This is a genomic window from Nonomuraea sp. NPDC023979, from assembly GCF_040639085.1.
GTDB lineage: Bacteria > Actinomycetota > Actinomycetes > Streptosporangiales > Streptosporangiaceae > Nonomuraea > Nonomuraea ceibae.
This window is the reverse complement of sequence record NZ_JBEZZG010000011.1, coordinates 116,603-142,030: the sequence shown is the minus strand read 5'-3', so window position 1 is coordinate 142,030 and position 25,428 is coordinate 116,603. Positions and strand designations below refer to the sequence as shown.

Sequence of the window (25,428 nt, the reverse complement as noted above, 5' to 3'; positions counted from 1 at the left end):
CGCCACTCGTCAGACGAGCTTGGCGAAGCGGGCGGCCACCTCGCGCCAGATCGGCGTGGAGACCGGCTCGTCGGCGACCGCGCGGGCGTAGACCTCGTCGGGGTCGAAGCCGTCCACCTCCCACTGGCGGATGCGCTCCGGCAGCACCTCGGGGTGGAACTGCACGCCCCACGCCTGCTCGCCCACGCGGAACGCCTGGTAGGGGCAGCGTTCGGTCTCGGCCAGCCACACCGCGCCGGGCGGCAGCGCGGTGATCGCGTCCTTGTGGTGCTCGATGGCGGGCACCACCGGAGGCAGGTCCTGGAAGAGGGCGTCGGCGGCGGCCTCGGACCTGATCGTGACCGGGACGCTGCCGTTCTCGGGCGCGCCCGCGTCGCCGGTGACCTCGCCGCCGGCCACCTCGGCGAGCATCTGGCCGCCCAGGCAGATGCCGAACAGCGGGACGCCGCGCTCGATCGCCTCGCCCACCAGCCGCCTGGCCGGGGCCAGCCACGGGGCCCGGTCGTCCTCGCTCGGCAGGTAGCCGCCGCCCAGCATGATCATGGCGTCGTGGGTGAGCCGGTCGGGCACCGGGGCGCCCTCGTGCGCGTGGACCACGTCCAGCCGCAGCCCCGCCTCCTCCAGCCAGCCGCCGAACCGGCCCGGGCCGCCGCTCCGGCTGTTCTGGATGATCAGGACGTCACGCATGGAAGAGCCTTTCGGAAATGTACGGCCGGAGGTTCACGGCAGGTTCGCCGCGCGGGCGGTGTGGCGCAGCAGCAGGGCGGTGGTGACGGGGCCGACGCCGCCGGGGACCGGGGTGAGGGCCGAGGCCCGCTCCGCGACCGCGTCGAAGTCGACGTCGCCGGTCAGACCGCCGTCGTCGGTGGGGTTGGTGCCGACGTCGATCACCACCGCGCCGGGGGCGACGTGGCCGGCGCCGATCAGCCCGGCCCGCCCCACGGCGGCCACCAGGATCTCGCCGGTCGCGGTCACGGACGCCAGGTCGCGGGTGCGCGAGTGGCAGACGGTGACCGTGGCGTGCCGGTCGAGCAGCAGGTGCGCCAGCGGCTTGCCGACGACCGTCGAGCGCCCCACCACCACGGCCCGCCGGCCCGCGAGCTCGACCCCGTAGTGGTCGAGCAGCGCCATCACGGCCGCCGCCGTCGCCGGCACGAACGCGGGCAGCCCGGCGGCCAGCCGGCCCAGCGACAGCGGGTTGGCCCCGTCGACGTCCTTGCGCGCGTCGATCGCGCCGGCCAGCTCCTGCGCGACGGCGCCCTCGGGCAGCGGCGTCTGCAGCATCACGCCGTGCACGCCCGCGTCGGCGCTGAGCCGGGCCAGCGTCTCGCGGATCTGCTCCGGCCGCGCGTCGGGCCCCAGGTCGACGACGTCGGCGGCGATGCCCACGCCCTCGGCGGCCTTGGCGATGGACCGCACGTACCACAGGCTCGCCTCGTCGCCGGTGGCGACGACCACGGCGAGCCTCGGCTGCGGCCCGGCGGCCACCTCGGCCGCCGTCTGCGCCCTGATGGCCGCCGCCAGCTCCTTGCCCGTCAGCTTGCGCGCGGTCATCGCGTGATCTCCTTCAGTACGGCGGCCGTCACGGCGTCGGCGCGGGCCACGGCCCCGGCCACGACGGCCAGCCGGTCGCGCAGCCGCTCGCGGGCGGCCGGGTCGGTGAGGCCGGAGACGTTGACCTCGACGTTGACGCGGGCCGTGGTGAGCGCGGCGCGGGCGGCCTCGGCGGCGGCGGCCACGTCGGTGACCAGGTTGCGGTTGCCGATCGGCAGCAGCAGCTCGCAGAGCTCCACCAGGCGCGCGGCGGTCTCGGCCACCCGGGCGGGCGGCTCGGCGGCTCCGGCCAGCGCGGCGGCGATCGCGGCGGTGCGCGCCTCGCCCTTGGGCAGCCGGTAGGCGTCGGTGACGGCGGTGAACGCAGCCGCGTCGGCCTCGGCCAGGTCCAGCGCGCCGGCGCGCAGCGTGTCGGTCTCCGCGATCACGGCCTCGACGGCCCGGGCGTGCTCGGCGTACTTCTCGCCGGTGGTGTAGCGGGCGACCATGCCGAGGAGCGCGGCGGCCTGCGCCGCATGGAGCGCGGCGGTCGCGCCGCCGCCCGGCGCGGGGACCCGGTCGGCCAGCGTGGTCAGGAAGTCGTCGATCGTGGAGTCGCGCATGGCGGCATTCTGCCAGGCGGCGCCGGGCTCACTCGCGGTGCATCGGCCGGGTGGTGTCCTCGGGACGGGACTCGGCGCCGTAGGACGGCTCCGGCGGGTACGGCCGCGCCTGGTAGGGGTCCTGGTAAGGGGCCTGGTCGGCGGGACCCGGGTAGGCGGGAGGCGGGTAGCCCGGGTAGGCGGGCGCGGCGTCGGCCCTGGCCCGACCCCGCCAGCGCGACGGGAACGCCGAGGCCGCCAGCAGCATCACGCCGAGCATGAGCAGGATGCCCTGGAGCGCCAGGCCGGTGTAGCCGTTGCGCAGGAGGCCGGGCAGCAGCTGCTCGGGCCGGAACTCGATGCCGTACATCGTCAGGAACGGCACCACGCCCAGCAGCACGTACAGCAGCCCGCCCATGAGCGAGGCGACGGGGGAGATCCGTGACCCGGCGAGGAACGCCAGCCCGGCCCCGGCGAGCACGACGAGCCCGAGCCCCGGGAACGACAGCTCGAAGCGTTGCGCCAGCGTGAGCGAGAGGTGTGACACCCCGTACATCAGGGCCAGGGCTGCGAGCGGCGGCAGGAGCAGACCCGCGAGGAACCCCAGCCCATGACGAACACCATTTGACATCATTCACCCCGTTGCTCCGCTTATGTCCCAAGCTACCGCGTGGACTCCCGCACGACGAGGTCCGGCTGGAACATGACCTGCTGGTGGGCGTGTGTGGCCGGGTTGTCGCACTCGTCCAGCAGCAGCTCGGTCGCCGCCCGCCCGAGCTGGTAGGTCGGCTGCCGGATCGAGCTCAGCGACACCGCGGACGCCGAGGCGAAGTCGATGTCGTCATAGCCGATCAGCGACACGTCGGCGGGCACCCGCACCCCCGCCTGGAGCAGCCCGCGCAGCACGCCGAGCGCCAGCAGGTCGTTGGCGCAGAACAGCGCGTCGGGCAGCGCGTCCTCGGCGAGCAGCGTCAGGGCGGCCTGCTGGCCCGCCGCCGCCGTCATCGCCGGCATGGCCAGCTCCCGCAGCTCCGCCGGGTCGCGCCCGGCCGCCGCCAGCGCCCGCCCGGCCCCCCGCAGCCGGTCCTGGCACTGCCGGATCGAGGCGGGTCCCGACACGTACGCGATCCGGTCGGCCCCGCCCGCCAGCAGGTGCGTCACCGCCAGGGAGCCGCCGGCGACGTCGTTGACCGCGACCGCGCACTGGTCGGGCCGCTCGGCCGGGTGGTCGACCAGCACGACGGCGATGCCGCGCTCGCGCAGCATGGCGAGCCGGCGCGGGTCGGCGCCCGACGGCGTGATGAGCACCCCGCGCACCCGCTGCTCGGCGAAGACCAGCAGGTTGCGCTCCTCCTTGGCCGGGCTGCCGGAGGAGTTGCCCAGGATGACCGCGTAGCCGCGCTCGCTGGCCAGGTCCTCCACCCCGGCGGCCACGTCGGTGAAGAACGGGTTGCCGATGTCGATCACCGACAGGCCGACCGTGCGGCTGTGGCCGGCGCGCAGCGTGGAGGCCGAGCCGTGGCGGACGAAGCCGAGCTGCCTGATCGCGGTCTCCACCCGGTCGCGGGTCGAGCCGGCCACCTTCTCGGGCCGGTTGAGCACGTTGGACACCGTGCCGGGGGACACCCCGGCCAGGGCCGCCACGTCCTTAATGCTCACCGTGGTCATCTTCGCCCCCGTGTGGCTCGTAGGTGCGCACGCCCGCGCTGCGCCGGATCAGGTCCCGCATCTCGGCCAGGTCGCCGACCAGGCCGCGCGCCCGGGCCTGCATCAGCGCGTTGCCGAGCGCGGCCGCCTCGACGGGCCCGGCGACGACCGGCAGCCCGGTCGCCCGGGCCGTCAGCCGGCACAGCAGCTCGTTGAGCGAGCCGCCGCCGACCAGGTGGACGACCTCGACGGGCCGGCCGCTGAGCCGCACCGCGTCGTCGATCGCCCGCCGGTAGGCGAGGGCGAGGCTCCGCAGGATGCATCGTACGACCTGCGCCCGCCCCTCCGGAGCGCGCTGCCCGGTCCTCGCGCAGTGATCGGCGATGCGCGCGGGCATGTCGCCGGGCGGCAGGAACGCCGGGTCGTCCGGGTCGACGACCGCCTCGGCGCGGGCGCGCTCCGCCTCGGCCAGCAGCGGCTCCAGCGGCGGGTTCCCCCACACGCGCAGGCACTCCTGGAGGATCCACAGGCCCATGACGTTGCGCAGGTAGCGGGTGGTGCCGTCGACGCCCGCCTCGTTGGTGAAGTTCGCCAGCCGGCTCTCCTCGGTGAGCACCGGCGCGGGCAGCTCCACGCCGACCAGCGACCAGGTGCCGCACGAGATGTAGGCGAACCGGGAGGTCTCGGCGGGCACGGCCACCACGGCGGAGGCGGTGTCGTGCGAGGCGACCCTGACCACCCGGGTCTGGTAGCCGACCTCCTCGGCCACGTCGTCCAGCAGCGCGGCGCCGCCGCCGTCCGCGGCGATCGGCGGGAAGATCCGGCGCGGCAGGCCCAGCGTGTCGATCAGGTCCCACGCCCAGTCGCGCCGCCTCACGTCGTACAGGCCGGTCGTGGAGGCGTTCGTCCGCTCGGCCCCGATCGTTCCGGTCAGCCAGTAGCCGAGCAGGTCCGGGATCATCAGCATCGTCGCGGCCCCGTCGAGGCGCTCGCGCAGCAGCTGGTTGACCGTGTTGAACGGCAGGAACTGCAACCCCGTCACCTCGTACGGGTCCACCCGCGCGGTGACGCCGGCGGTGCGCGCGTCGCGGTAGTGCACCGGGTTGCCGATCAGGCGCCCGGCGCCGTCGAGCAGCCCGTAGTCGACGGCCCAGGAGTCGATGCCGACGGACTCGGCCGGTCCCGCCGCCCGCAGCCCGTCGAGCACGCCCCGATAGAGGCCGAGGATGTCCCAGTGCAGGGTCCCGGACACCCGTACGGGCCGGTTGGGGAAGCGGTGCACCTCCGTCAGCGTCATCCGCCCGGCCGACACGTCGGCCCGCATCACCCGTCCGCTGGACGCACCCAGATCAACAGCCGTGAATCGCACAGCCTGATTAAAACGTAACAATCACATCTGCGCCAGAGTGCTCCTGGACGCATTGACGGCGGAAGGAACAGCACCTAGATTCCGGAGGCGACTGGTTAAAACGTTCCTAACGAAGGAGATCGCGCGTGGAGCGGGTGTGCTTCCTGCTGAACGTACGGCCCGACCGCCTCGACGAGTACCGGGAACGGCACCGGCAGGTGTGGCCCGGCATGCTCGACGCGCTGCGGGAGGCCGGATGGCGCAACTACTCGCTCTTCCTGCGCGACGACGGGCTGCTCGTCGGCTACCTGGAGACCGACGACTTCGCCGCCGCCCGGCACGCGATGGCCGCCACCGAGGTGAACGCCCGCTGGCAGCGCGACATGGCGCCGTTCTTCGAGGAAGGCCGGCCCGACGAGAGCATGGTCAGGCTCGGCGAAGTCTTCCATCTGGACTGATTCGGGGAAGTGGATGATCAAGGAAGCGCTGCGGAAGCAGCGGATAGAGACCCCCTCGTGGGCCTACGGCAACTCCGGGACCCGGTTCAAGGTCTTCGCGCAACCGGGAGTCCCTCGCGACCCGTACGAGAAGATCGCCGACGCCGCGCAGGTGCACCGGTTCACCGGCGTGGCGCCCACCGTCGCCCTGCACATCCCCTGGGACAGGGTGGACTCCTACGCCGACCTGGCCCGGCACGCCGCCGAGCTGGGCGTCGGGATCGGCGCGATCAACTCCAACGTGTTCCAGGACGACGACTACAAGCTGGGCAGCGTCACCCACCCCGACCCGGCGGTGCGCGCCAAGGCGCTGGCGCACCTGCTGGAGTGCGTGGACATCATGGACGAGACCGGGTCCGACACGCTGAAACTGTGGTTCTCCGACGGCACCAACTACCCCGGCCAGGACGACATCCGCGCCCGGCAGGACCGGCTGGCCGAGGCCCTGTCGAGCGTGTACGAGCGGCTCGGCGACGGGCAGCGCTTCCTGCTGGAGTACAAGCTGTTCGAGCCCGCCTTCTACGTGACCGACGTGCCCGACTGGGGCACCGCCTACGCCCACTGCGTGCGGCTCGGGCCCAAGGCCCAGGTCGTCGTCGACACCGGGCACCACGCGCCGGGCACGAACATCGAGTTCATCGTGGCGTTCCTGCTGCGCGAGGGGAAGCTCGGCGGGTTCGACTTCAACTCGCGCTTCTACGCCGACGACGACCTCATGGTGGGGGCGGCCGACCCGTTCCAGCTGTTCCGCATCATGTTCGAGGTGATCGGCGGCGGCGGTTACACCGAGCGGACCGCGTTCATGCTCGACCAGTGCCACAACATCGAGCCGAAGATCCCCGGGCAGATCCGGTCCGTCATGAACGTCCAGGAGGCCACCGCCAAGGCGCTGCTCGTCGACCGCGACGCGCTCGCCGCCGCGCAGCGCGCCGGTGACGTGCTCGGCGCGAACGCGGTGCTCATGGACGCGTACAACACCGACGTGCGGCCGCTGCTGGCCGAGCTGCGTGAGGAGATGGGGCTGGCGCCCGACCCGATGGCCGCCTACGCCAAGTCCGGATATTTCGCGAAAATCGCCGCCGATCGGGTGGGCGGCAACCAGGCAGGATGGGGAGCCTGATGACCGTCGTCGACGAACTGCTCGCCCGGGCGCACACGCTCGGCTCCGACCCGCGCAACACCAACTACGCCGGCGGCAACGCCTCCGCCAAGGGCACCGGCACCGACCCCGTCACCGGCGGCGACGTCGAGCTCATGTGGGTCAAGGGCTCCGGCGGCGACCTCGGCACGCTGACCGCCGCCGGGCTGGCCGTGCTCCGCCTCGACCGCGTCCGCGCCCTCACCGCCGTCTACCCGGGCGTCGAACGCGAGGACGAGATGGTCGCCGCGTTCGACTACTGCCTGCACGGCAAGGGCGGCGCCGCCCCGTCCATCGACACCGCCATGCACGCCCTCGTCGACGCCGCCCACGTCGACCACCTGCACCCCGACTCCGGCATCGCCATCGCCACCGCCGCCGACGGGCCCGCGCTGACCGAGCGGATCTTCGGCGACCGCGTGGTGTGGGTGCCCTGGCGGCGGCCCGGCTTCCAGCTCGGCCTCGACATCGCCGCCGTCAAGGAGGCGAACCCCGCCGCCATCGGCTGCGTCCTCGGCGGCCACGGCATCACCGCCTGGGGCGCCACCAGCGACGAATGCCAGGCCAACGCCCTCGACATCATCCGCACCGCCGAGCGCTACATCGCCGAGCACGGCCGCCCCGACCCGTTCGGCCCCGTCGTCCACCAGCCGCTGCCCGAGGACGCCCGCCGCCGCCGCGCCGCCGAGCTGTTCCCCGTGATCCGCGGCCTGGCCGGCACCGACACCCGGCAGGTCGGCCACTACACCGACAGCCCCGAGGTGCTCGACTTCCTGTCCCGCGCCGAACACCCCCGCCTGGCCGCCCTCGGCACCTCCTGCCCCGACCACTTCCTGCGCACCAAGGTCGCGCCGCTCGTCCTCGACCTGCCGCCCGACGCGCCCCTGCCCGACGCCCTGGCCAGGCTGCGCGAACTGCACGCCGCCTACCGCGAGGAGTACGCCGCCTACTACGCTCGCCACGCCACGCCCGGCTCGCCGCCCATGCGCGGGGCCGACCCGGCCATCGTGCTCGTCCCCGGCGTCGGCATGTTCAGCTTCGGCAAGGACAAGCAGACCGCCCGCGTCGCCGGCGAGTTCTACGTCAACGCCGTCAACGTGATGCGCGGCGCCGAGGCCCTGTCGTCGTACCGGCCCATCGACGAGGCCGAGAAGTTCCGCATCGAGTACTGGGAGCTCGAAGAGGCCAAACTCCGCCGCCTGCCCGCGCCCAAGCCGCTCGCCGGGCGCGTCGCGTTCGTCACCGGCGGCGGCTCCGGCATCGGCGCCGCCACCGCCCGCCGCCTCGCCGCCGAAGGCGCCTGCGTCGTCGTCGCCGACCGCGACCACGCCGCCGCCGAGAAGGTCGCCGCCGAACTCGGCGCCCGCGCCCACCGGCCCGCCGACGCCGCCATCGCCGTCGCCGTCGACGTCACCTCCGAGGACCAGGTCACCGACGCCGTACGGCAGGCCGTCCTCGCCTTCGGCGGCATCGACCTCGTCGTCAACAACGCCGGCCTGTCCCTGTCGCGCTCCCTCCTGGAGACCACCCTCGACGACTGGGACCTGCAGCACGACGTGATGGCGCGCGGCTCGTTCCTCGTCTCCCGCGAGAGCGCCCGCGTCCTCATCGACCAGGGCACGGGCGGCGACATCGTCTACATCTCCTCCAAGAACTCCGTCTTCGCCGGGCCCAACAACGTCGCCTACGGCGCCGCCAAGGCCGACCAGGCCCACCAGGTACGGCTCCTCGCCGCCGAACTGGGCGGCCACGGCATCCGCGTCAACGGCGTCAACCCCGACGGCGTCGTCCGCGGCTCCGGCATCTTCGCCTCCGGCTGGGGCGCCAACCGGGCCGCCGTCTACGGGGTCGAGGAGGAGAAGCTCGGCGAGTTCTACGCCCAGCGCACGCTGCTCAAGCAGGAAGTCCTGCCGGAGCACGTCGCCGCCGCCGTCCTCGCCCTCACCTCCGGCGACCTCAGCGTCACCACGGGCCTCCACATCCCGGTCGACGCCGGCGTCCCCGCCGCCTTCCTCCGCTGACCCATCCGGCCCGGCCGTTTGGCCCGCCCGCCCGCCGCCCAGGGAACCGCCCCAATCGGGCGATCCGCGGGCGGGGGTGGTATTCCCGGGCGGTTGGCATCCCCGGGCCGTGGCCGACCCAGGCGGGGGCCAACCCCCGTGCGGTGACCGGCGCTGGGCGGGAGCCCGTCTGCGCCTTCCAGGGGCCGCCACCTCACCGGGAGGGCCCGCAGGCGGTCACCAGGGCGGCCCTTTCCGTACGGGGCCGGGCCCGGTGGGGAGGTTCGCCTGGAGGGGCGGATTGTCGGTGCGGTACGGCAGGATCGGCCGCATGATTCCCTCGCTCGACGAGCTGGCCGCCCATGACCGGGAGATGGCCGCGGTCCCGCTGACCGCGCACGACGTACGGGAGAAGCTGCGCGACCGGGTGAGGCCGGTGCGCCGCGCGGTGGCGGCGGAGCTGCGCGAGGCGGACCACGAGACGTGCCGCCGGGCGGCGCTCGCCCTCGCCCGGCTGACGGCCGACGACCACAGCGAGGAGTTCACGCTGGCGTTCACCCGGTCCGACGGGTGGAGCGTCGAGGAGCTGACGGAGCTGTGCGAGGTGATCGGCAGGGGCGGCAACGGCTGGCACGACCTGGAGTGGATCCCGCTGCTGGGCGAGCGCGCCGCCGCGTTCCCCCCGGAGCGGCGGGCGGGGCTGTGGGCGGTGGCCGAGCGGCTGATCGACGAGGCGGGACGCTTCTACCTGGGCGGGCAGGAGAGCCGGCTGGTGCAGCGGGCGCTGGCTCCGGTCAACCCGGAGGCGCCGCCCCTGCCGCTGGGCCTCGACGGCTGGGGCGCCCTGGTCCGCGCCCACCTGGGCGGTTCGCCGGCTCCGCACCTGGTGGAGCTGGTGGAGCATCTGGCGGAGGCGGGCAGCCCGCGGCCGACGAAGGCGTGGCGTGCCCGCGCCGTGGACCTGCTGGCGGCCGACGGCGCGGCGGAGCTGGTGGCGGCGGCGGTGCGCGCGTTCGACGGCCCGCTGCCCGCCGGGCACGTCCGGCTGCTGCGGGTCGAGGTCAACAGTGACATGGCCCGGGGTTTCGCCTGGGCGGCGGTGCTCACCGGCGTCGACGGGGCCGTGGCGGCGCTGGCCCGGCTGGCGGAGGCCGCGGCGGGCGGCGGGCGCGAGGTGGTGATGGATCTCAAGCTGGCCGGCGCGGCCGTCCACGCGATGGCCGAGTGCGACGGCGCGGTCGAGGCGCTGCGCCGCCTCCAGCGGACGGTCAGGAGCCGGGCGCTGCACAAGCAGATCGACGCGGCCCTCACCACGGCGGCGGCCCGCGACGGCATCACCGCCGCCCAGCTCGTCGAGCGCGCCGTCCCCGCGCACGGGCTGGCCGCCGACGGCACCCGCTCGTGGCGGTGCGCCCCGTGGACGGTCACGCTCGCGGTCGAGGACGCCCGGACCGTACGCGTCTCCGCCCGCTCCGACGACGGCACGGTCCGCCGGAGCCTGCCCGGTGACCTCGGCGGCGGCCCCGAGCTCGCGGCCGAGATCAAGGCCGTGGCCAAGGAGGTCCGCCGCACCCTGTCGGCCGAGCGGGCCCGCCTGGAGTCCCTGTTCACCGTCGACCGTTCGTGGCCGTACGAGGAGTGGGCCCGCCACTACCGCGACCACCCGATCACCGGAGCCGTCACCCGCGCCCTGATCTGGCAGAGCGGCGACGGCGAGCCCTTCCTGCCGGGCGGGTCCTTTCTGCCCGGCGATTCCGAGCCGGTGAGGGACCGCGTCCGGCTGTGGCATCCGGCCCGCGCCTCCCTGGACGAGGTGCGCGAGTGGCGCGAGACGGTGACGGCGCGGCAGCTGCGCCAGCCGTTCAAGCAGGCGTTCCGCGAGGTCTACCTCCTCACCCCGGCCGAGCTGGAGACCTCGCCCCGCTCCGAGCGGTTCGCCGCCCACCTCGTCGTCCACGACCGCCTCTACGCCCTGGTCAAGGAGCGCGGCTGGCAGGCCGAGTGGCTGCACCACCACGACGAGGCCGACGCCCGCAAGGAGCTGGCCGAGGGCGCCTGGCGGGCGCGCTTCCGCTACGTGTCGGCCGGGCGCGAGGGCGGTGAGCTGGTGGCCTCGACCGGCGCGGTCCGCTTCGAACGGCGCGCGGGCCGCCGGTGGGCGGAGGCGGCCCTGGCCGAGGTGCCGCCGCTGGTGTTCAGCGAGGCCATGCGTGACGTGGACCTGTTCGTCGCCGTCACCTCGATCGGCGCCGACCCGGGCTGGTCGGGCCGGGGCGGCGAGCGGCACCGCGCCTACTGGCGCACGCTGCCGGACGCCGAGCTGCCCCCGTCGGCGGAGGTGCGCCGCGACGCGCTCGCCCGCATCCTGCCGCGCACCGCGATCGCCGGCCGCTGCGAGCTGGCCGACCGGCAGCTGATCGTCCGCGGCGACCTGCGCACCTACCGCATCCATCTGAGCAGCGGCGCCGTCTTCATGGAGCCGGGCGACGTCTACCTGTGCGTGGTCGCCCGCCGGGCCACGGGCAGGCAGTTCCTGCCGTTCGAGGAGGACGGCCGGCTGGCGGAGATCCTCAGCAAGGCGTTCCTGCTCGCCCGGGACAGCGCGATCACCGACGAGTCGATCCTGCGGCAGATCCGCCCCTGAAGCCCCGCCCCGGCCCTCGGACGATCACCGGCACGCGCTGACGATCGCCCGCAGATCCGGATGCGATATCCGGACCCGATATGCGGAAATGTCGGGCGATCTACGGGCTTATCCCTGGCGGACCGCCGCGAGCTGCTGCTCGAACGGGACGACCTCCTCGATCTCCGGCGGCCCGCTCACGTCCTCGGTCTGCCCGGCCTTCGGCTCCCGCGCGGGGGCCAGGCGGAGCATGAGGTCGGCCAGCTCGCCCGACGCGCGGGTGATGCGGTCCGGCAGGCCGCCGGTGTAGGCGTCGCCGGTGCCGCCCCAGTCCTCCGACGCCGCGTACACCGCCGTGGGCACGACCACGGCGCGCAGGTAGGCGAACAGCGGCCGGAGCGCGTGCTCCAGCGCCAGCGAGTGCCGCGCGGTGCCGCCGGTGGCGGCGATGAGCACCGGGGTGCCCGCCAGCGCGTCCTGGTCCAGCAGGTCGAAGAACGACTTGAACAGCCCGCTGTAGGACGCGCTGAACACCGGCGTGACCGCGATGACCCCGTCGGCCTCGGCCACGGCGTCCAGCGCCGAGCGCAGCCGGGCCCCGGCGAAGCCGGTGACGAAGTTGTTGGCGATGTCCACCGCCAGCTCCCGCAGCTCGACGACGCGCGGCGTGGCGCCGCCGAGCCGCCGCCCGGCCGCCTCGGCGAGGCGGTCGGCCAGCAGGCGGGTGGAGGACGGCTGGGTCAGTCCCGCCGTGACGACGACGAGCTTCATCGAGGTTTCTCCTTTACGAACGGGGGGCGGGCTGGGAGGGCTGTTCGGTGCGGGCCGCCAGCAGGGAGGCGTGGGTGGGCGCGTCCGGCACCTCGGCCGGGCGGCCCTTGGCGAACTCGGCGCGCAGCACCGGCACGACCTCCTCGCCGAGCAGGTCGAGCTGCTCCAGGACCGTCTTGAGCGGCAGCCCCGCGTGGTCCATGAGGAACAGCTGCCGCTGGTAGTCGCCGAAGTGCTCGCGGAACTCCAGGGTCCGGTCGATGACCTGCTGCGGGCTGCCCACGGTCAGCGGCGTCTCGGCGGTGAACTCCTCCAGCGACGGCCCGTGACCGTACACGGGGGCGTTGTCGAAGTACGGCCGGAACTCGCGCACGGCGTCCTGCGAGTTCTTGCGCATGAACACCTGGCCGCCGAGCCCGACGATGGCCTGTTCCGGGGTGCCGTGCCCGTAGTGGGCGTAGCGCTGCCGGTAGAGGGTGATGAGCCGGACGAAGTGCTCCTTCGGCCAGAAGATGTTGTTGGCGAAGAACCCGTCACCGTAGTAGGCGGCCTGCTCGGCGATCTCCGGGCTGCGGATGGAGCCGTGCCACACGAACGGCGGCACGCCGTCGAGCGGCCGGGGCGTGGACGTGAAGCCCTGCAGCGGGGTGCGGAAGCGGCCCTCCCAGTCCACGACGTCCTCGCGCCACAGCCGGTGGAGCAGCGCGTAGTTCTCGATGGCGAGCGGGATGCCCTGGCGGATGTCCTGGCCGAACCACGGGTAGACGGGCCCGGTGTTGCCGCGGCCCATCATGAGGTCGACCCGGCCTCCGGACAGGTGCTGCAGCATCGCGTAGTCCTCGGCGATCTTGACGGGGTCGTTGGTCGTGATCAGCGTGGTGGCGGTGGACAACTGCAGCCGCTCGGTCCTGGCGGCGATGTAGCCGAGCATGGTCGTGGGGGAGGACGGCACGAACGGCGGGTTGTGGTGCTCGCCGGTGGCGAACACGTCGAGCCCGACCTCCTCGGCCTTGAGCGCGATCGTCACCATCGCCTGGATCCGCTCCGCCTCGGTCGGGGTGCGGCCCGTCGTCGGGTCGGTGGTCACGTCGCCGACACTGAAGATCCCGAACTGCATATTGGTCACCAGCCCATACTGTTGAAGTTTCAACAGCCAGCTCAGCAATCGAGGCTGCCTGTTTATTCCAGCGGTTCACCAGGCGTCGATGTCGGCCGCCGTGAGGATCCGCCGCGGAGCCCCCCGTTCGGCAACGGCGATCATAGCCCGCCCGAGCCGCTCGGCCGTGGTGACCGCCGCCGCCGGGCGCAGGAGGCGCAGCAGCAGGCGGAACGGCGCCGCGGCCACGTAGGCCGGCCGGTGCAGGCGGGTGCGCGCGACAGTGCCGTGCATGGGCTGTCCATACCCGGGCACCCCGCGTGGCACGTACCCGGGCACATACCCGGGCCGGAAGATGTAGGCCCGCAGCGGCAGCGCCAGCAGCGCCTCCTCGGTCGGGTCCCCGTCCTCCGCGCCCGACACGTACAGGAACGCCGACCCCGGGGCGACCTCCGCCAGCGCCGCCCCGGCGGCCAGGGCGACGTCCGCCGGGGAGCCCTCCGGGCAGCAGAAGCAGGCGTCGTGGCCCGCCAGCGCGTCCCGTACGGGCGCGAGGTCGGACAGGTCGGGGCGGACGAGCTCGCGCAGCTTGGGATGCCGCTCCCCGGTGGGGACGCGGCCGACGGCGAGGACTGCCCCGACGCGGTCGTCGGCCAGGCACGCTCGGAGCACGCCTCGCCCGATCACGCCCGCCGCCCCCACGACGATCACCTTCACGGATCCTTGCCTCCCAGGTCCCTGGCGGCCTCCCGCAGCACGGACGGCGCCCACGGCGGGATCTCCAGGCCGAGCGTGGAGATCCCGAGGGTCCAGCGGCAGTCACCGTCGCCGCCGGTCGGCACGGGCACGGTGATGGCCGCGCACGCCACCTCTTCCCGGTACTGGCCGTGTTCCTCCACCACCTGCCCGGGACGCAGCCCGTACAACTCCTTCTCCACGTCGTCGGCGGTGGCGGGCGTGCGGGAGGTGAAGCGGCGCAGCCCCGACTCCTCCAGGATCGCGCGCCGCTCGGCGGGCGGGAGCGCGACCAGCAGCGCCTTGCCGAGCGCGGTCGCGTGCGGCGCGGCCTCCAGCCCGGCCTGGAGGTCCTCCAGCCACGGCGAGTAGAGGCCCTCGGCCACCTCGGCGACCACCAGCCGTCCCTCGGTCAGCCGCGCCAGGTAGGCGGTGTGGCCGGTGCTGGCGGCCAGGTGGCCGAGCACGGCACGGGCGTTGGGCGGGCGGCCCAGCGCGCCGAGCATGTCGTGGAAGCGCTCGGCCACCTGCGGGCCGGGCAGGTAGTCGCCGCTGGGCAGCCGGAGCAGGTAGCCCTCGTAGCAGAGCGTGCGGACCAGATGGTAGGAGGTGGAGAGGTTGAGCCCGCACCGGCGGGCGATCACCTTGACCGTCAGCGGCCGGTCGGACTGGGCGACCTCCTCCAGCACGCGCAGTGCGCGTGACACGCTGCGGATCAGGTCGCTGGGTTCATCGCCGCTCATGCACCCCAGCATCCGCCGTGGCGGGCCGGCGCGCCATTTGAAAAGTGACCGTGTGGACGATACTGGGATTGAACCAGTGACCTCTTCCGTGTCAGGGAAGCGCTCTCCCGCTGAGCTAATCGTCCTTGGAGCGGAAGACGGGATTCGAACCCGCGACCCTCACCTTGGCAAGGTGATGCTCTACCACTGAGCCACTTCCGCGCCCGCCCGGCCGGTGCCGGGCGACGAGAGAACTCTAGCGAAAACTCGCCGACTCCCCAAACCGGAGCGCTCCGACCTGCTCGGCGTACCAGGTGATCCCGGCGACATGGGCGGCGATCTCACGCAGCGTCCAGTTCGGGTCGCGCGGGGTGTCCCAGGCGTCGGGGGCGGTGGCGTAGCGGTGCACGTACGCCTGGGCCAGGCGGGGCCAGCGGGCGCGCGCCTCGTCCAGGTCGAGCTCGGTGAAGCGGGCCCAGTCGGAGTCGAGCGTCACGGTCCGCCCGTGCCAGGGGGTGTCGAGCGGCGGCTCGCCCGCCAGCAGCGCCTCCACCTCGGCCAGGTGGTCGACGAGGTGGTCCTGGATGCGGCGGGCGGCCTTGGCGGGGGTCCACAGGCCCTCGGTGACGATCGGCCTGCCGTCCCAGGCGAGCCAGGTGGCGGCCAGGGCCAGGCAGCGGTCGGCGGCCTCGGCCACGGCGATCGCGGGGTTCGTCGCGGAATCGGTCATGGCCCGATCCTGGCCGCCGCACGTTCAACCGGGGGTCTAAGTGTGCCCGCCGTTGACGGCAACCGGGTGTCTAAGTGTGCCCGCCGTTGACGGTGACGCGCTCGCCCGTGATGAACGCGGCCGCGTCCGAGGCGAGGAAGCAGACCGCTCCGGCGATGTCGCCGGGGGTGCCCATGCGGCCCAGCGGCACCTCCGACAGGTACTCGTCCACCTCCAGGCCCGCGTGGCGCTCGACCGGGATCCAGCCGGGGGCGACGAGGTTGACGGTGACGCCGTGCGGGCCGAGCTCGCGGGCCCAGGAACGGGTGAGCGCCTGCTGCGCCGCCTTGGCCGCGATGTAGGCGGACATGCGGGGCAGCGCGCGGTCGACCACGTCGGAGCCGATCTGGATCACCCGGCCGCCGCCGCGCTCCTTCCATCCGGGCAGGAAGGCCCGTACGAGCAGGGTGGGGCTCTTGACGAAGAACGTGAGCTGGTCGAGGTGGTCCTGCCAGGTCAGGTTCTCGATCGGCACCTCGGGCTGCGGCCCGGTGGCGTTGAGCACGAGCGCGCCGACCGGCCCGAGCCGCCCGGCGACGGCCTCGGCCAGCGCGCGGGTCGACTCCTCGTCGGTCACGTCGGCGGCGAACGCCTCCGCCCGGCCGCCCGCGGCCCGGATCCCGTCCGCCACCCGCTCGGCTCCGTCGTGGTCGGAGCGGTAGTTCACCGCGACGGTCCAGCCGTCGCCCGCCAGCCTGCGCGCGATGACCGCGCCGAGCCCCCGCGACGCGCCCGTGACGAGCGCGACCTTTGCCTCAGTTGTCACCTGCGCGGTCCTTTGCCTCGTTTATCACGGTCGCGAGCCTATTGCTTCGTCCGGCGGCGAAGGATGGGTGGGTTAACGTCACGGTATGGCTGCTGACCACACCGTTCGTGACGCCGACATCGCCCCCGTGGCGGCGCTGATCGCCGACCCGACCCGGGCGGCCATCCTGACGGCGCTGCTGGGCGGGCGCGCGCTGGCGGCGGGCGAGCTGGCCCGGCTGGCCGGGGTGAGCGCCGCCACCGCGAGCGCGCACCTGGCGCGGCTGCTCGACGGCGGCTTCGTGACCGTGGTCCGGCAGGGCCGGCACCGCTACTACCGCCTGTCCGGGCCGGAGGTGGCCGAGGTCCTGGAGGTGCTGGCCCGCGTCAGCGCCCGCCCGCCGGTGCGGTCGCTGCGCCAGTCGCGGCAGGCCCGCCTGCTGGAGGAGGCGCGTACGTGTTACGACCACCTGGCGGGGAAGGCGGGGGTGGCGCTGCTGGAGGCGTTGCGCGGCAGCGGCTGCCTGGCGGGGGAGGAGGTCACCGCCGAGGGGGAGCGGCTGCTGGCCGGGATCGGCGTGCACGTGGCCGGGGCGCGCGCGACCAGGCGGCGCTTCGCCCCGGAATGCCTTGACTGGACCGAGCGGCGGCCCCATCTCGGCGGCGCGCTCGGCGCGGCGGTCACGGCGGTGCTGCTGGAACGCGGCTGGTTCCGGCAGGGCGCGGCGCCGCGTGCGCTGACCCTCACCGACGCGGGCAGGAGTGAGCTGGCGGCGCTCTTCCCGAGCCACGTGACAGCGCCCTGGAGTAAGGAGCTAACCTGGCAATCGCCGGTTACCTAAGCGGGAGAAAACACATCATGCGCGACAACGGAGTCGTGAACGTCGGTCCCGAACCCCTCACCTTCGACGACGTCATCCGGGTGGCCCGCCACGGCGCCGCCGTACGCCTCACCGACGACGCCATGGCCGCCGTCGCGGCCTCCAGGCAGCGGGTGGACGAGCTGGCCGAGAGCCCGGTCCCCGCGTACGGGGTGTCCACCGGGTTCGGCGCGCTGGCCACCCGCCACATCGACCCCTCGCTGCGCGCCCAGCTCCAGCGCTCCCTGGTGCGCTCCCACGCCGCCGGCAACGGGCCCGAGGTGGAGACCGAGGTGGTGCGCGCGCTCATGCTGCTGCGCCTGCACACGCTCGCCACCGGCCACACCGGCGTGCGGCCGACCACGGCCAAGGCCCTGGCCGCCCTCATCAGCTCCGGCATCACGCCGGTCGTCCACGAGTACGGCAGCCTCGGCTGCTCCGGCGACCTGGCCCCGCTGGCGCACGTCGCGCTCACGCTCATGGGCGAGGGCGTCGTCCGCGACCGGTCCGGCAACGTCACGGCGGCGGGCGAGGCGCTCAAGCAGGCCGGTATCGAGCCCGTCGAGCTGGCCGCCAAGGAGGGCCTGGCGCTCATCAACGGCACCGACGGCATGCTCGGCATGCTCGTGCTGGCCATCGACGACCTCACCCGGCTCGTGCGCACCGCCGACGTGAGCGCCGCGATGAGCGTCGAGGCGCTGCTCGGCACCGACCGCGTGTTCGCCCCCGAGCTGCAGGCGCTGCGCCCGCAGCCCGGCCAGGCGCTCGCCGCCGCCAACATGGTGAAGATCCTGGCCGGCTCCGGCATCATGGCCAGCCACCGCGACCCGGAGAGCTGCACCCGCGTCCAGGACGCCTACTCGCTGCGCTGCGCCCCCCAGGTCGCCGGCGCCGCCCGCGACACGATCGCGCACGCCGCCGCCGTCGCCGGCTGGGAGCTGGCCAGCGCCGTCGACAACCCGGCGGTGCTCGCCGACGGCCGCGTCGAGTCCAACGGCAACTTCCACGGCGCGCCCGTCGCGTACGTGCTCGACTTCCTGGCGATCGTGGCCGCCGACCTGGCCTCGATGTCCGAGCGGCGCACCGACCGCTTCCTGGACGTGGCGCGCAACCACGGGCTGCCCGCGTTCCTGGCCGACGACCCCGGCGTCGACTCCGGCCACATGATCGCCCAGTACACGCAGGCCGCGATCGTCTCGGAGCTCAAGCGCCTGGCCGTGCCCGCCAGCGTCGACTCCATCCCGAGCTCGGCCATGCAGGAGGACCACGTCTCGATGGGCTGGTCGGCCGCCCGCAAGCTGCGCCGCTCCGTCGACGGGCTGACCCGGGTGCTGGCCGTCGAGGTGCTCACCGCCGCCCGCGCGCTCGACCTGCGCCGCCCGCTCGAGCCCGCCCCCGCCACGGCCGCCGTGGTCAAGGCGCTGCGCGAGACCGTGCCGGGTCCCGGCCCCGACCGCTTCCTCGCGCCGGAGATCGAGGCCGCCGTGCGGCTCGTCGCCGACGGCGGCGTGGTCGAGGCCGTCGAGTCGGTGACCGGCCCGCTGGCCTAACGCCGGGGCAGCGCCACGATCGCGTCCACCTCCAGCAGCAGGCCGGGCATGAACAGCCGGGACACCTCCACGGTCGTGCTCGCCGGCGGCGTCCCGGTGATGTACTTCCGCCGTACGCGCCCGTACTCGACCCTGTCGTCCATGTTCGTCAGGTACGTGCGGATGAAGGCGAGATCGGCGAACGTGGCGCCCTGGTCGGCCAGGATGCGCGACAGGTTCTCGAAGACGCACTCGGCCTGGGCTGCCATCGAGCCCTCGCCGATCACGTCGCCGTTCGCGTCGAAGGCCGCCTGGCCCGAGACGTACAGCATGTCGCCCACGCGGACCGCGTGCGAGTACATGCCGTTCGTGGCCGGCACCGCCGCCGGGTTCAGCGGCACCGCCCGGCCCGGCGCGGCGGGCCGCCCGACGTGCCCGGCGATCGCGGTCAGGTCGCGCTCTCCCAGGCCCGCCGCCTCGGCCTCGCGCAGGCGGCGCAGCGCGGCGGCGGCCAGCGAGGCGCCGTCCCACGCGGCCAGGTCCAGGTCCTTGGCCGCCAGCCCGAGCGCGTAACGGGTCTCCCGCGCGGGCGCGGCCAGCCGACCGGCCAGCGCGCCGAGCGGGGTGCCCGCCAGCACGGCGGCGAGCGCGTCCCGGTCCACGCCGTGCGCCTCGCCGTACGCGAACGTCTCCGCGAGCAGCACCTGGGCGGGCACGAGCGCGCTCATGACGGCGAGCTTCAGCGCCGCGCCCGCGCCCAGCGGCCCGAGCTCCCGCACGGTGCCGAACACCGCCAGCACCTCGCGCACGGCCGCCACGTCGCCCCCGGCCAGCACGGTCAGCGTGCCCTCGGCCGCGGGGGCGACGCTGCCGAGCACCGGCGCGTCCACCAGGCCCGCCTCGGGCGGCAGCAGCGCCCGCAGCTCGCGCACCGCGTCCGGGCCGATCGTCGACATCTCCACCACGGTCACGCCGGGCCGCAGCCCCGGCAGCGCCGCCGTCAGCACCTCGCGCACCGCGTCGTCGTCGCGCAGCATCGTGATGACCAGGTCCGCCCCGGCCACCGCCTCGGCGGGCGAGATCCCGGTCCCGCGCCGCCACGTCGTCACCTCGTGCCCGGCCTCGGCGAGCCGCCGGGCCATGGGGACGCCCATGCGTCCCTGTCCAAGAAATGCAATCACGTCACCATTGAAGGGATTCGCACGGTATTCCACCACCGACTAGATTGCATGCCAGCCATGCCTGACGTGAATGCCTTTGACACCGCGGCCCTGCGCCTGTTCGACGAGGTGGCCAGGGGCGGCTCGTTCACGGCCGCCGCCGAGCTGCTCGGCCAGACCCAGTCGGCCGTCTCCCGGCGCGTCGCCGCCCTGGAACGCGCCGCCGGCGGGCCGCTGTTCGAGCGGCTGCCCAGGGGCGTGCGGCTCACCCCCGCCGGGGCCGCGCTGCACCGGCACGCCGTCGCGGTGCTCGACCGGCTCGACCGGGCCGGCGAGGAGCTGGCCGCCATCCACGGCGGCAGCGGCGGCACGCTGCGCGTGGGCGCGTTCGCCACCGCCAACGCCGAGCTGGTGCCCGCGACGCTCAGCCGCTTCGCCGACCGGCGGCCCGGCGTGGAGCTGCGGCTCGTCGAAGCGCTCAGCCCTCGCCTCACCGAACGGCTCCAGGCCGGTGCGCTGGACCTGGCCGTGATCAGCGACTACCCGGCCGGGCTGCCCAGCGGTGGCGGCCGCGTCGTCCACCTGCGCGACGACCGGCTGCTGGTCTGCCTGCCGCACGGGCACCGGCTGGCCGGTGAGGACGCCGTCGACCTGCGCGAGCTGGCCGGCGAACGGTGGATCGAGGCGGCGCCGCGCGGCCAGCCGACGCTGCTCGCCGCCGCCTGCGCCGCCGCCGGGTTCACCCCGCGCGGCGGGCTGCGGGTGGCCGAGTGGTCGGGCAAGTTCGGCTGCGTCGCCGCCGGGCTCGGCGTCACCCTCGTCCCCGAGCTCGCCGCCCGCGCCGTCCCCGCCGGGCTCGTGCTGCGCCCCCTGCGGGACGAGCTGCCCGTACGGAAGGTGTACGCTGCCCTGCCCGAAGCGCCACTGCCTGCGGCGCTGGAGTTTGTCCGAATGCTGAAAGAATGGGAAGCGTGTACGGCTTCGCCCACCTGAACGGCCGGCTCGCCACCGGGCTGCGTGACGTGACCACCGACCTGGCCGCGCTCGACTCCGAAGGCTGGTGGGCCGTCGTGGTCGGCTTCGAGGGCAAGGTCACCTGCGCCCGCTTCGACCAGGTGCGCCAGGCCCCGCTGCCCCGCCCGCGCGCCCCCTGGCAGGGCCCCCGCCCCGGCGACTGGCGCGGCTCCCTCGACCAGGACGCCTACGAGCGGGGCGTCCGCACCATCCGCGACCACATCGAACGCGGCGAGGTCTACCAGGCCAACCTGTGCCGGGTGCTGACCGCGCCGCTCCCCGACGGGGCCGGCCCGCTCGCCCTCGCCGCCCGCCTCGCCGAGGGCAACCCCGCCCCCTACGCGGGCGTCATCCAGGTGCCCGGCCTCGCCGTCGTGTCCGCCTCGCCCGAGCTCTACCTGTCGCGCGACGGCGACGTCGTCGAGTCCGGCCCCATCAAGGGCACCGGCGCCACCGCCGGCGACCTGCTGGAGAAGGACCACGCCGAGAACGTGATGATCGTCGACCTGGTCCGCAACGACCTCGGCCGGGTCGCGGCCGTCGGCACCGTAGAGGTGCCCCGGCTGTGCGCCGTCGAGGAGCACCCCGGGCTCGTCCACCTCGTCTCCACCGTGCGCGCCAGGCTCGCGCCGGGAGCGGGCTGGCCCGAGCTGTTCGCCGCCACGTTCCCGCCCGGTTCGGTCACCGGCGCGCCCAAGTCGTCGGCCCTGCGCATCATCAATGCGCTCGAACCCGAGCCGCGCGGGCCCTACTGTGGGGCAGTGGGCTGGGTCGACGCCGACCGGGGCACGGCGGCGCTGGCCGTCGGCATCAGGACGTTCTGGATGAGCGGCGGCGAGATCCGCTTCGGCACCGGAGCGGGCATCACCTGGAGCAGCGACCCCCGGCGAGAGTGGCTCGAAACCGAGCTCAAGGCGTCCAGGCTCATGGCACTGGCATCCTCAGGAGGAAATCGATGAACATCCCGGTCTGGGTCAACGGAGAGCTGATCGACCCCGCGCAGGCCACCGTCTCGGTGTTCGACCACGGGCTCATGGTCGGCGACGGCGTCTTCGAGACCGTGAAGATCGTCCGCGGCGAGGTCTTCGCGCTCACCCGCCACCTCGACCGGCTCGCGCTGTCGGCCCGCCGCATGGACCTGCCGGAGCCCGACCTCGACGCGATCGCCGACGGCGTCGCCCGGTGCCTGGAAGCCGCCCCCGCCTGGGCGCTCGGCCGCATCCGCATCACCTACACCAGCGGCCCGGGCCCGCTCGGCTCCGACCGCGGCGACCAGGGCACCACCTGCGTCGTCATCGTCGACGAGCAGAAGCCGTTCCCCGCCACGGCCAAGGTCACCGTCGTGCCCTGGCCGCGCAACGAGCGCGGCGCGCTGTCCGGCGTCAAGAGCACCTCCTACGGCGACAACGCCAAGGCCCTGGCCTACGCCAAGGCGCGCGGCGGCGGCGAGGCCGTTTTCGGCAACCTGGCCGGCAACCTGTGCGAGGGCACCGGGTCCAACGTCTTCATCGTGCGCGACGGGCAGCTGCTCACGCCGACGCTCGAGTCCGGCTGCCTGGCCGGCGTCACCCGCGCCCTGGTCCTGGAGTGGTTCGGCGCCGAGGAGGTCGACGTGCCGCTGAGCGCCCTCTACGGGGCCGAGGAGGCGTTCCTCACCTCGACCACGCGCGACGTGCAGCCGATCAGCCTCGTCGACGAGACCGAGCTGCCGGCCGCGCCGGGGCCGATCACGGCCAAGGCCATGCGCGTCTTCGCCGAGCGCTCCGCCGCCGACCTCAACCCCTGACCCGCCGGGTCCGGCGGGCGTGATCATGACGAGGCGAGCGGAGACGTGATGGCGGGGCAGGGCGCGACACCGGCACGACGGCGGAACAGGGCGCCGGCGGGCGTGGTGTCCGTCGCGGCCGCGGCCGCCGTCGTGGCCGCCGGCCTGGCCTGGTGGCAGGGCGGCGGCGACCCCGCCGTCACCACCGCGGCCGTCCGCCCCCTGCCCGCCGCCTCCCCGCCGGCCGGGCCGTCGCTCGCCGCCTCCTTACGGCAGGCGCTGGCGCGCACCCCGGCGGCCGACTTCACCTACGAGGGCGGGCTGTCGCAGAGCGACTTCTACGCCGACGCCCGGGGCCGCATCGCCCACCGCCGGGGCGGCGCCGAGCTCGCCATGACCGTCATCTCGCCCGCCTCCGAGAACAGGCCCGTCGAGGTCACCGTCCGCGACGGCCGCCCCGGCAGGGTCCCCGAAGGCGTGGCCGACCACGCCCGCGTGATCGCCGTCCTGGCCTCCACCGGCACCGCCGCCGCGCTGGCCGCCGCCACCACCGGCGTGAACCGTACGGGAGACGTCCACCGCGGTGAGGTGCCCGCCACGGACGCCCCGCAGGACGTCCAGGAGCTGCTGCGCGACATCGCCGGCGGCTGGAGCAGGGACGAGCTGGCGCGCAGCACCCTCGTCTGGACGCTCACGCTCGGCGCGCACGGCCTGCCGTCACGGTTCGCCGTCGAATGGCGGGCGCCGGTCCAGGGCGCGGTGCTCACCTCGTCCTGGACCACCGCCTACAGCGGCTGGCGCGGCGCTCAGTAGCTCTTCTGCGTCTGGACGTTGAAGTCGGCCATCTCCACCTTCGCGGCCGGGTCGGTCAGCGGGTCGTCGATCCGCAGCACGTCCAGGCCCTCCCGGATGTCCGCCGAGTACACGTACCCGTTGTAGTAGTAGGCCGACCACGAGCCCGCGATGCCGCCGTCGTCACCGTCGAACGGGCCGCGCTCGAAGAAGCCGATCTCCTTGGGGTTGTCGGAGTCGGTGAAGTCGACGAACGACACCCCGCCCTGGTACCAGGCCTGGACCATGATGTCCTTGCCCGGCACGGGCAGCAGGGAGCCGTTGTGGGCGACGCAGTTCTCGTTCTCCTGCTGCTCACGCGGGATCTTGAAGTAGCCGCGCTTCTGCAACTGGCCGTCGACCAGGTCGTAGACCGCGTCGGCGCCCTTGGTGGCGGGCGTGTTGCGGTCGCAGGTGGCCGCCGAGCCGCCGCCGAGCTCGTCGGTGAACAGCACCTTGGTCGCGTCGTTGTTGAACGTCGCCGAGTGCCAGATCTGGAAGTTCTCCCGGTCGCTGACCTGCTGCAGCAGCTTGGGGTTGAGCGGGTCGGCGATGTCCAGCAGGAAGCCGTCGCCGAAGCAGGCGGCCGCGGCCAGGTTCTTCTCCGGGTAGGCGGTGATGTCGTGGCAGCCGGTGGCCTCCTCGTGCCCCTGGATGGGCAGGTCGGGCGAGGCCGCGACGCGGGCGGCGGCCGGGTTGGCCATCGGGATCTCGACGATCTGGATCAGCTTGTGCGGCGGCGGGCAGGTCGTCGACTCCGGCTCGGGCCCCGGCGACGACACGTACACGAACAGCGTGTCGTCCTTGGGCACCATCGTGTGCGTGTGCGAGCCGCAGTCGGTCGCCACGGCCGACACGAACCGCGGGCTGGACTTGTCGCTGATGTCGAAGATGCGCAGCCCTTCCCAGGCGCGCTCGCCGTCGGTCGAGTCGCAGCCCTCGCCGCTGCGCGGCTCGTCCACCGACAGGATCAGCAGGTCGCGGTAGACCGACACGTCGTTCTGCTGGGCCGGGCAGGCCACCTGGCTCACCGTCTTGGGGTTGGCCGGGTCGCTGATGTCGAAGACCGTGAAGCCGCCGAAGTTGCCCATGTACGCGTAGTCGCCCTGGAAGGCCAGGTCGGTGTTCCAGTCCATCGGGCCGTTGAGCGGGGCGGCGCGCGGGACGTTCGCCACGTGCTTGACGTTGTCGCTCATCCGGATCTCGCCCGGCTTGAGCGCCTGGCCCGCCGGCGTCCCGGCCGTGGAGCCCGGCGGATCGGCCTGCGGTGGTCGCTCCGGGCCCGCCGCGCATGCGGATACGAGCAGAACGGCCGCGCACAGCACGGCCCCCCGTAGCCTGGCCAAGATCACGCCTGTCCCCCTCGTTTCATAGCTCAGTATGGAAGCTATGCCAGCGAGGTCCGGAATGCGCGCACTATTGGTCACAGTTCTGATGCTGAACGCCCTGGCTGCCTGCTCACAGGCGCCGAGCGGGCCGTCGGCGGTCGGCACCGGAGCGCCCGTCATCGTGCCCGAAAAGCCCGGCGCGCCGGGCCGCACGGCCACCCCCGGCGAACGCGTCGGGCAGGGCGCGGCCACCCCCGCAGCCGCCGACGTGCGCTTCGCCGAAGGCATGATCCCGCACCACCGCCAGGCCCTGGAGATGACGAGCCTGGTCGCCAACCGAGGCCGCAGCGAGGAAGTCCGCAGGTTCGCCGACCAGATCGCGCTCACCCAGCAGCCCGAGATCGACCTCATGACGAACTGGCTCGCGCTCGTCGGCCGCCCCGCCCCCCGCGGGCACGCCCACCGTGGCGGCGACGGCTACGGCATGGCCACCGAGGAACAGCTCCAGGCGCTGCGCGCCGCCCGCGGCGGCGCGTTCGACCGGATGTTCCTGCAGCTCATGATCCGGCACCACGAGGGCGCGGTGAAGATGGCGGGGGAGGAGCTGGCCGAGGGCAAGGACCAGCGCATGCGCATGATGGCCAGGGACGTCTACGCGGGCCAGCGCATCGAGATCGCCCGGATGCGCAAGACCCTGGAGAGGCTGCCCGCCTGAC

General features: G+C 74.0%; 25 protein-coding genes and 2 tRNA genes. 11 read left to right on the top strand and 16 right to left on the bottom strand.

Translation table 11 applies throughout. From position 1 onward, the window contains the following. Positions 1–9: 9 nt before the first annotated feature. The 6 genes from AB0G11_RS21220 to AB0G11_RS21195 form a co-directional block, all read right to left on the bottom strand. Positions 10–687: a type 1 glutamine amidotransferase gene (locus tag AB0G11_RS21220; protein ID WP_219502005.1), complete on the bottom strand. Its 678-nt coding sequence runs from the start codon at positions 685–687 to the stop codon at positions 10–12. 33 nt (positions 688–720) lie between these two features. Then, the gene (locus AB0G11_RS21215; RefSeq protein ID WP_357587564.1) at positions 721–1,554 is read right to left on the bottom strand and encodes a bifunctional 5,10-methylenetetrahydrofolate dehydrogenase/5,10-methenyltetrahydrofolate cyclohydrolase; all 834 of its coding nucleotides are present in this window, start codon (positions 1,552–1,554) and stop codon (positions 721–723) included. Then, complete coding sequence (locus AB0G11_RS21210) at positions 1,551–2,156, bottom strand: cyclodeaminase/cyclohydrolase family protein (RefSeq protein ID WP_357587562.1); 606 nt, start codon at positions 2,154–2,156, stop codon at positions 1,551–1,553. Before AB0G11_RS21210 ends, AB0G11_RS21215 begins: the two co-directional genes overlap by 4 nt. A gap of 28 nt (positions 2,157–2,184) precedes the next feature. Further along, the gene (locus AB0G11_RS21205; RefSeq protein ID WP_357587560.1) at positions 2,185–2,682 is read right to left on the bottom strand and encodes a hypothetical protein; all 498 of its coding nucleotides are present in this window, start codon (positions 2,680–2,682) and stop codon (positions 2,185–2,187) included. A gap of 116 nt (positions 2,683–2,798) precedes the next feature. After that, a complete protein-coding gene (locus tag AB0G11_RS21200) occupies positions 2,799–3,803 on the bottom strand; it encodes a LacI family DNA-binding transcriptional regulator (protein ID WP_219502012.1) in 1,005 nt (334 codons plus the stop codon). Beyond that, positions 3,784–5,106 (bottom strand): rhamnulokinase family protein, encoded by a 1,323-nt coding sequence (locus AB0G11_RS21195; protein ID WP_357587687.1) that lies wholly within the window; start codon positions 5,104–5,106, stop codon positions 3,784–3,786. Before AB0G11_RS21195 ends, AB0G11_RS21200 begins: the two co-directional genes overlap by 20 nt. A gap of 170 nt (positions 5,107–5,276) precedes the next feature. Between AB0G11_RS21195 and AB0G11_RS21190 the strand changes: the two genes are divergently transcribed. The 4 genes from AB0G11_RS21190 to AB0G11_RS21175 all read left to right on the top strand — a co-directional run bounded on the left by AB0G11_RS21190 (position 5,277) and on the right by AB0G11_RS21175 (position 11,409). Beyond that, a complete protein-coding gene (locus AB0G11_RS21190; protein WP_219502014.1) occupies positions 5,277–5,588 on the top strand; it encodes an L-rhamnose mutarotase in 312 nt (103 codons plus the stop codon). Between the two features lie 13 nt (positions 5,589–5,601). Beyond that, positions 5,602–6,747 (top strand): L-rhamnose isomerase, encoded by a 1,146-nt coding sequence (rhaI, locus tag AB0G11_RS21185; protein ID WP_219502016.1) that lies wholly within the window; start codon positions 5,602–5,604, stop codon positions 6,745–6,747. After that, on the top strand, positions 6,747–8,786 hold the full coding sequence (locus tag AB0G11_RS21180) for a bifunctional aldolase/short-chain dehydrogenase (protein ID WP_246644311.1): 2,040 nt from the start codon (positions 6,747–6,749) through the stop codon (positions 8,784–8,786). The genes rhaI and AB0G11_RS21180 overlap by 1 nt, the downstream gene beginning before the upstream one ends. A gap of 310 nt (positions 8,787–9,096) precedes the next feature. Beyond that, positions 9,097–11,409, top strand: coding sequence for a DUF4132 domain-containing protein (locus AB0G11_RS21175; protein WP_357587558.1), 2,313 nt, complete (start codon positions 9,097–9,099; stop codon positions 11,407–11,409). Positions 11,410–11,517: 108 nt separating this feature from the next. On the opposite strand, the gene AB0G11_RS21170 is transcribed toward AB0G11_RS21175, so the two are convergent. From AB0G11_RS21170 to AB0G11_RS21135, 8 genes are all read right to left on the bottom strand, one after another. Next, positions 11,518–12,159, bottom strand: a complete 642-nt coding sequence (locus AB0G11_RS21170; RefSeq protein WP_357587556.1) for an FMN reductase — start codon at positions 12,157–12,159, stop codon at positions 11,518–11,520. 13 nt (positions 12,160–12,172) lie between these two features. Then, the gene (locus AB0G11_RS21165) at positions 12,173–13,276 is read right to left on the bottom strand and encodes an LLM class flavin-dependent oxidoreductase (protein ID WP_357587685.1); all 1,104 of its coding nucleotides are present in this window, start codon (positions 13,274–13,276) and stop codon (positions 12,173–12,175) included. Between the two features lie 75 nt (positions 13,277–13,351). After that, a complete protein-coding gene (locus AB0G11_RS21160) occupies positions 13,352–13,972 on the bottom strand; it encodes an epimerase (RefSeq protein ID WP_357587554.1) in 621 nt (206 codons plus the stop codon). After that, positions 13,969–14,733 carry a helix-turn-helix domain-containing protein gene (locus tag AB0G11_RS21155; protein WP_219502026.1) on the bottom strand — a complete coding sequence of 255 codons (765 nt, stop codon included), beginning with the start codon at positions 14,731–14,733 and terminating at the stop codon, positions 13,969–13,971. Before AB0G11_RS21155 ends, AB0G11_RS21160 begins: the two co-directional genes overlap by 4 nt. 53 nt (positions 14,734–14,786) lie before the next feature. Next, positions 14,787–14,858 (bottom strand) — tRNA-Val (locus AB0G11_RS21150). Between the two features lies 1 nt (position 14,859). Beyond that, positions 14,860–14,934 (bottom strand) — tRNA-Gly (locus tag AB0G11_RS21145). 34 nt (positions 14,935–14,968) lie between these two features. Further along, positions 14,969–15,442, bottom strand: a complete 474-nt coding sequence (locus AB0G11_RS21140) for a hypothetical protein (RefSeq protein WP_357587552.1) — start codon at positions 15,440–15,442, stop codon at positions 14,969–14,971. Positions 15,443–15,512: 70 nt separating this feature from the next. After that, positions 15,513–16,247, bottom strand: a complete 735-nt coding sequence (locus AB0G11_RS21135; RefSeq protein ID WP_357587550.1) for an SDR family oxidoreductase — start codon at positions 16,245–16,247, stop codon at positions 15,513–15,515. An 85-nt stretch (positions 16,248–16,332) separates the two neighbouring features. Between AB0G11_RS21135 and AB0G11_RS21130 the strand changes: the two genes are divergently transcribed. Both AB0G11_RS21130 and hutH read left to right on the top strand, forming a co-directional pair. Beyond that, the gene (locus AB0G11_RS21130; RefSeq protein WP_357587548.1) at positions 16,333–17,067 is read left to right on the top strand and encodes a helix-turn-helix transcriptional regulator; all 735 of its coding nucleotides are present in this window, start codon (positions 16,333–16,335) and stop codon (positions 17,065–17,067) included. A gap of 17 nt (positions 17,068–17,084) precedes the next feature. Continuing rightward, entirely contained in the window at positions 17,085–18,635 is a 1,551-nt protein-coding gene (gene hutH / locus AB0G11_RS21125) for a histidine ammonia-lyase (RefSeq protein WP_357587546.1), read from the top strand. Here the strand turns inward: hutH and AB0G11_RS21120 are convergent. Beyond that, positions 18,632–19,795: an NAD(P)-binding domain-containing protein gene (locus AB0G11_RS21120; protein ID WP_357587544.1), complete on the bottom strand. Its 1,164-nt coding sequence runs from the start codon at positions 19,793–19,795 to the stop codon at positions 18,632–18,634. The two genes, hutH and AB0G11_RS21120, sit on opposite strands and share 4 nt — an antisense overlap. A 57-nt stretch (positions 19,796–19,852) precedes the next feature. Here AB0G11_RS21120 and AB0G11_RS21115 point away from each other — a divergent pair, with 57 nt between their 5' ends. The 4 genes from AB0G11_RS21115 to AB0G11_RS21100 all read left to right on the top strand — a co-directional run bounded on the left by AB0G11_RS21115 (position 19,853) and on the right by AB0G11_RS21100 (position 23,366). Further along, positions 19,853–20,767 carry a LysR family transcriptional regulator gene (locus tag AB0G11_RS21115; RefSeq protein ID WP_246644312.1) on the top strand — a complete coding sequence of 305 codons (915 nt, stop codon included), beginning with the start codon at positions 19,853–19,855 and terminating at the stop codon, positions 20,765–20,767. Then, positions 20,737–21,747, top strand: a complete 1,011-nt coding sequence (locus AB0G11_RS21110) for a chorismate-binding protein (protein ID WP_357587543.1) — start codon at positions 20,737–20,739, stop codon at positions 21,745–21,747. Before AB0G11_RS21115 ends, AB0G11_RS21110 begins: the two co-directional genes overlap by 31 nt. Continuing rightward, positions 21,744–22,574 carry an aminotransferase class IV gene (locus tag AB0G11_RS21105; RefSeq protein ID WP_219502050.1) on the top strand — a complete coding sequence of 277 codons (831 nt, stop codon included), beginning with the start codon at positions 21,744–21,746 and terminating at the stop codon, positions 22,572–22,574. The genes AB0G11_RS21110 and AB0G11_RS21105 overlap by 4 nt, the downstream gene beginning before the upstream one ends. A 102-nt stretch (positions 22,575–22,676) precedes the next feature. Then, positions 22,677–23,366: a hypothetical protein gene (locus tag AB0G11_RS21100; protein WP_357587541.1), complete on the top strand. Its 690-nt coding sequence runs from the start codon at positions 22,677–22,679 to the stop codon at positions 23,364–23,366. Here the strand turns inward: AB0G11_RS21100 and AB0G11_RS21095 are convergent. Beyond that, on the bottom strand, positions 23,360–24,736 hold the full coding sequence (locus AB0G11_RS21095) for a hypothetical protein (protein ID WP_357587539.1): 1,377 nt from the start codon (positions 24,734–24,736) through the stop codon (positions 23,360–23,362). The two genes, AB0G11_RS21100 and AB0G11_RS21095, sit on opposite strands and share 7 nt — an antisense overlap. An 82-nt stretch (positions 24,737–24,818) precedes the next feature. Here AB0G11_RS21095 and AB0G11_RS21090 point away from each other — a divergent pair, with 82 nt between their 5' ends. Then, the gene (locus AB0G11_RS21090; RefSeq protein WP_357587537.1) at positions 24,819–25,427 is read left to right on the top strand and encodes a DUF305 domain-containing protein; all 609 of its coding nucleotides are present in this window, start codon (positions 24,819–24,821) and stop codon (positions 25,425–25,427) included. The last annotated feature ends 1 nt before the right edge of the window (position 25,428 follow it).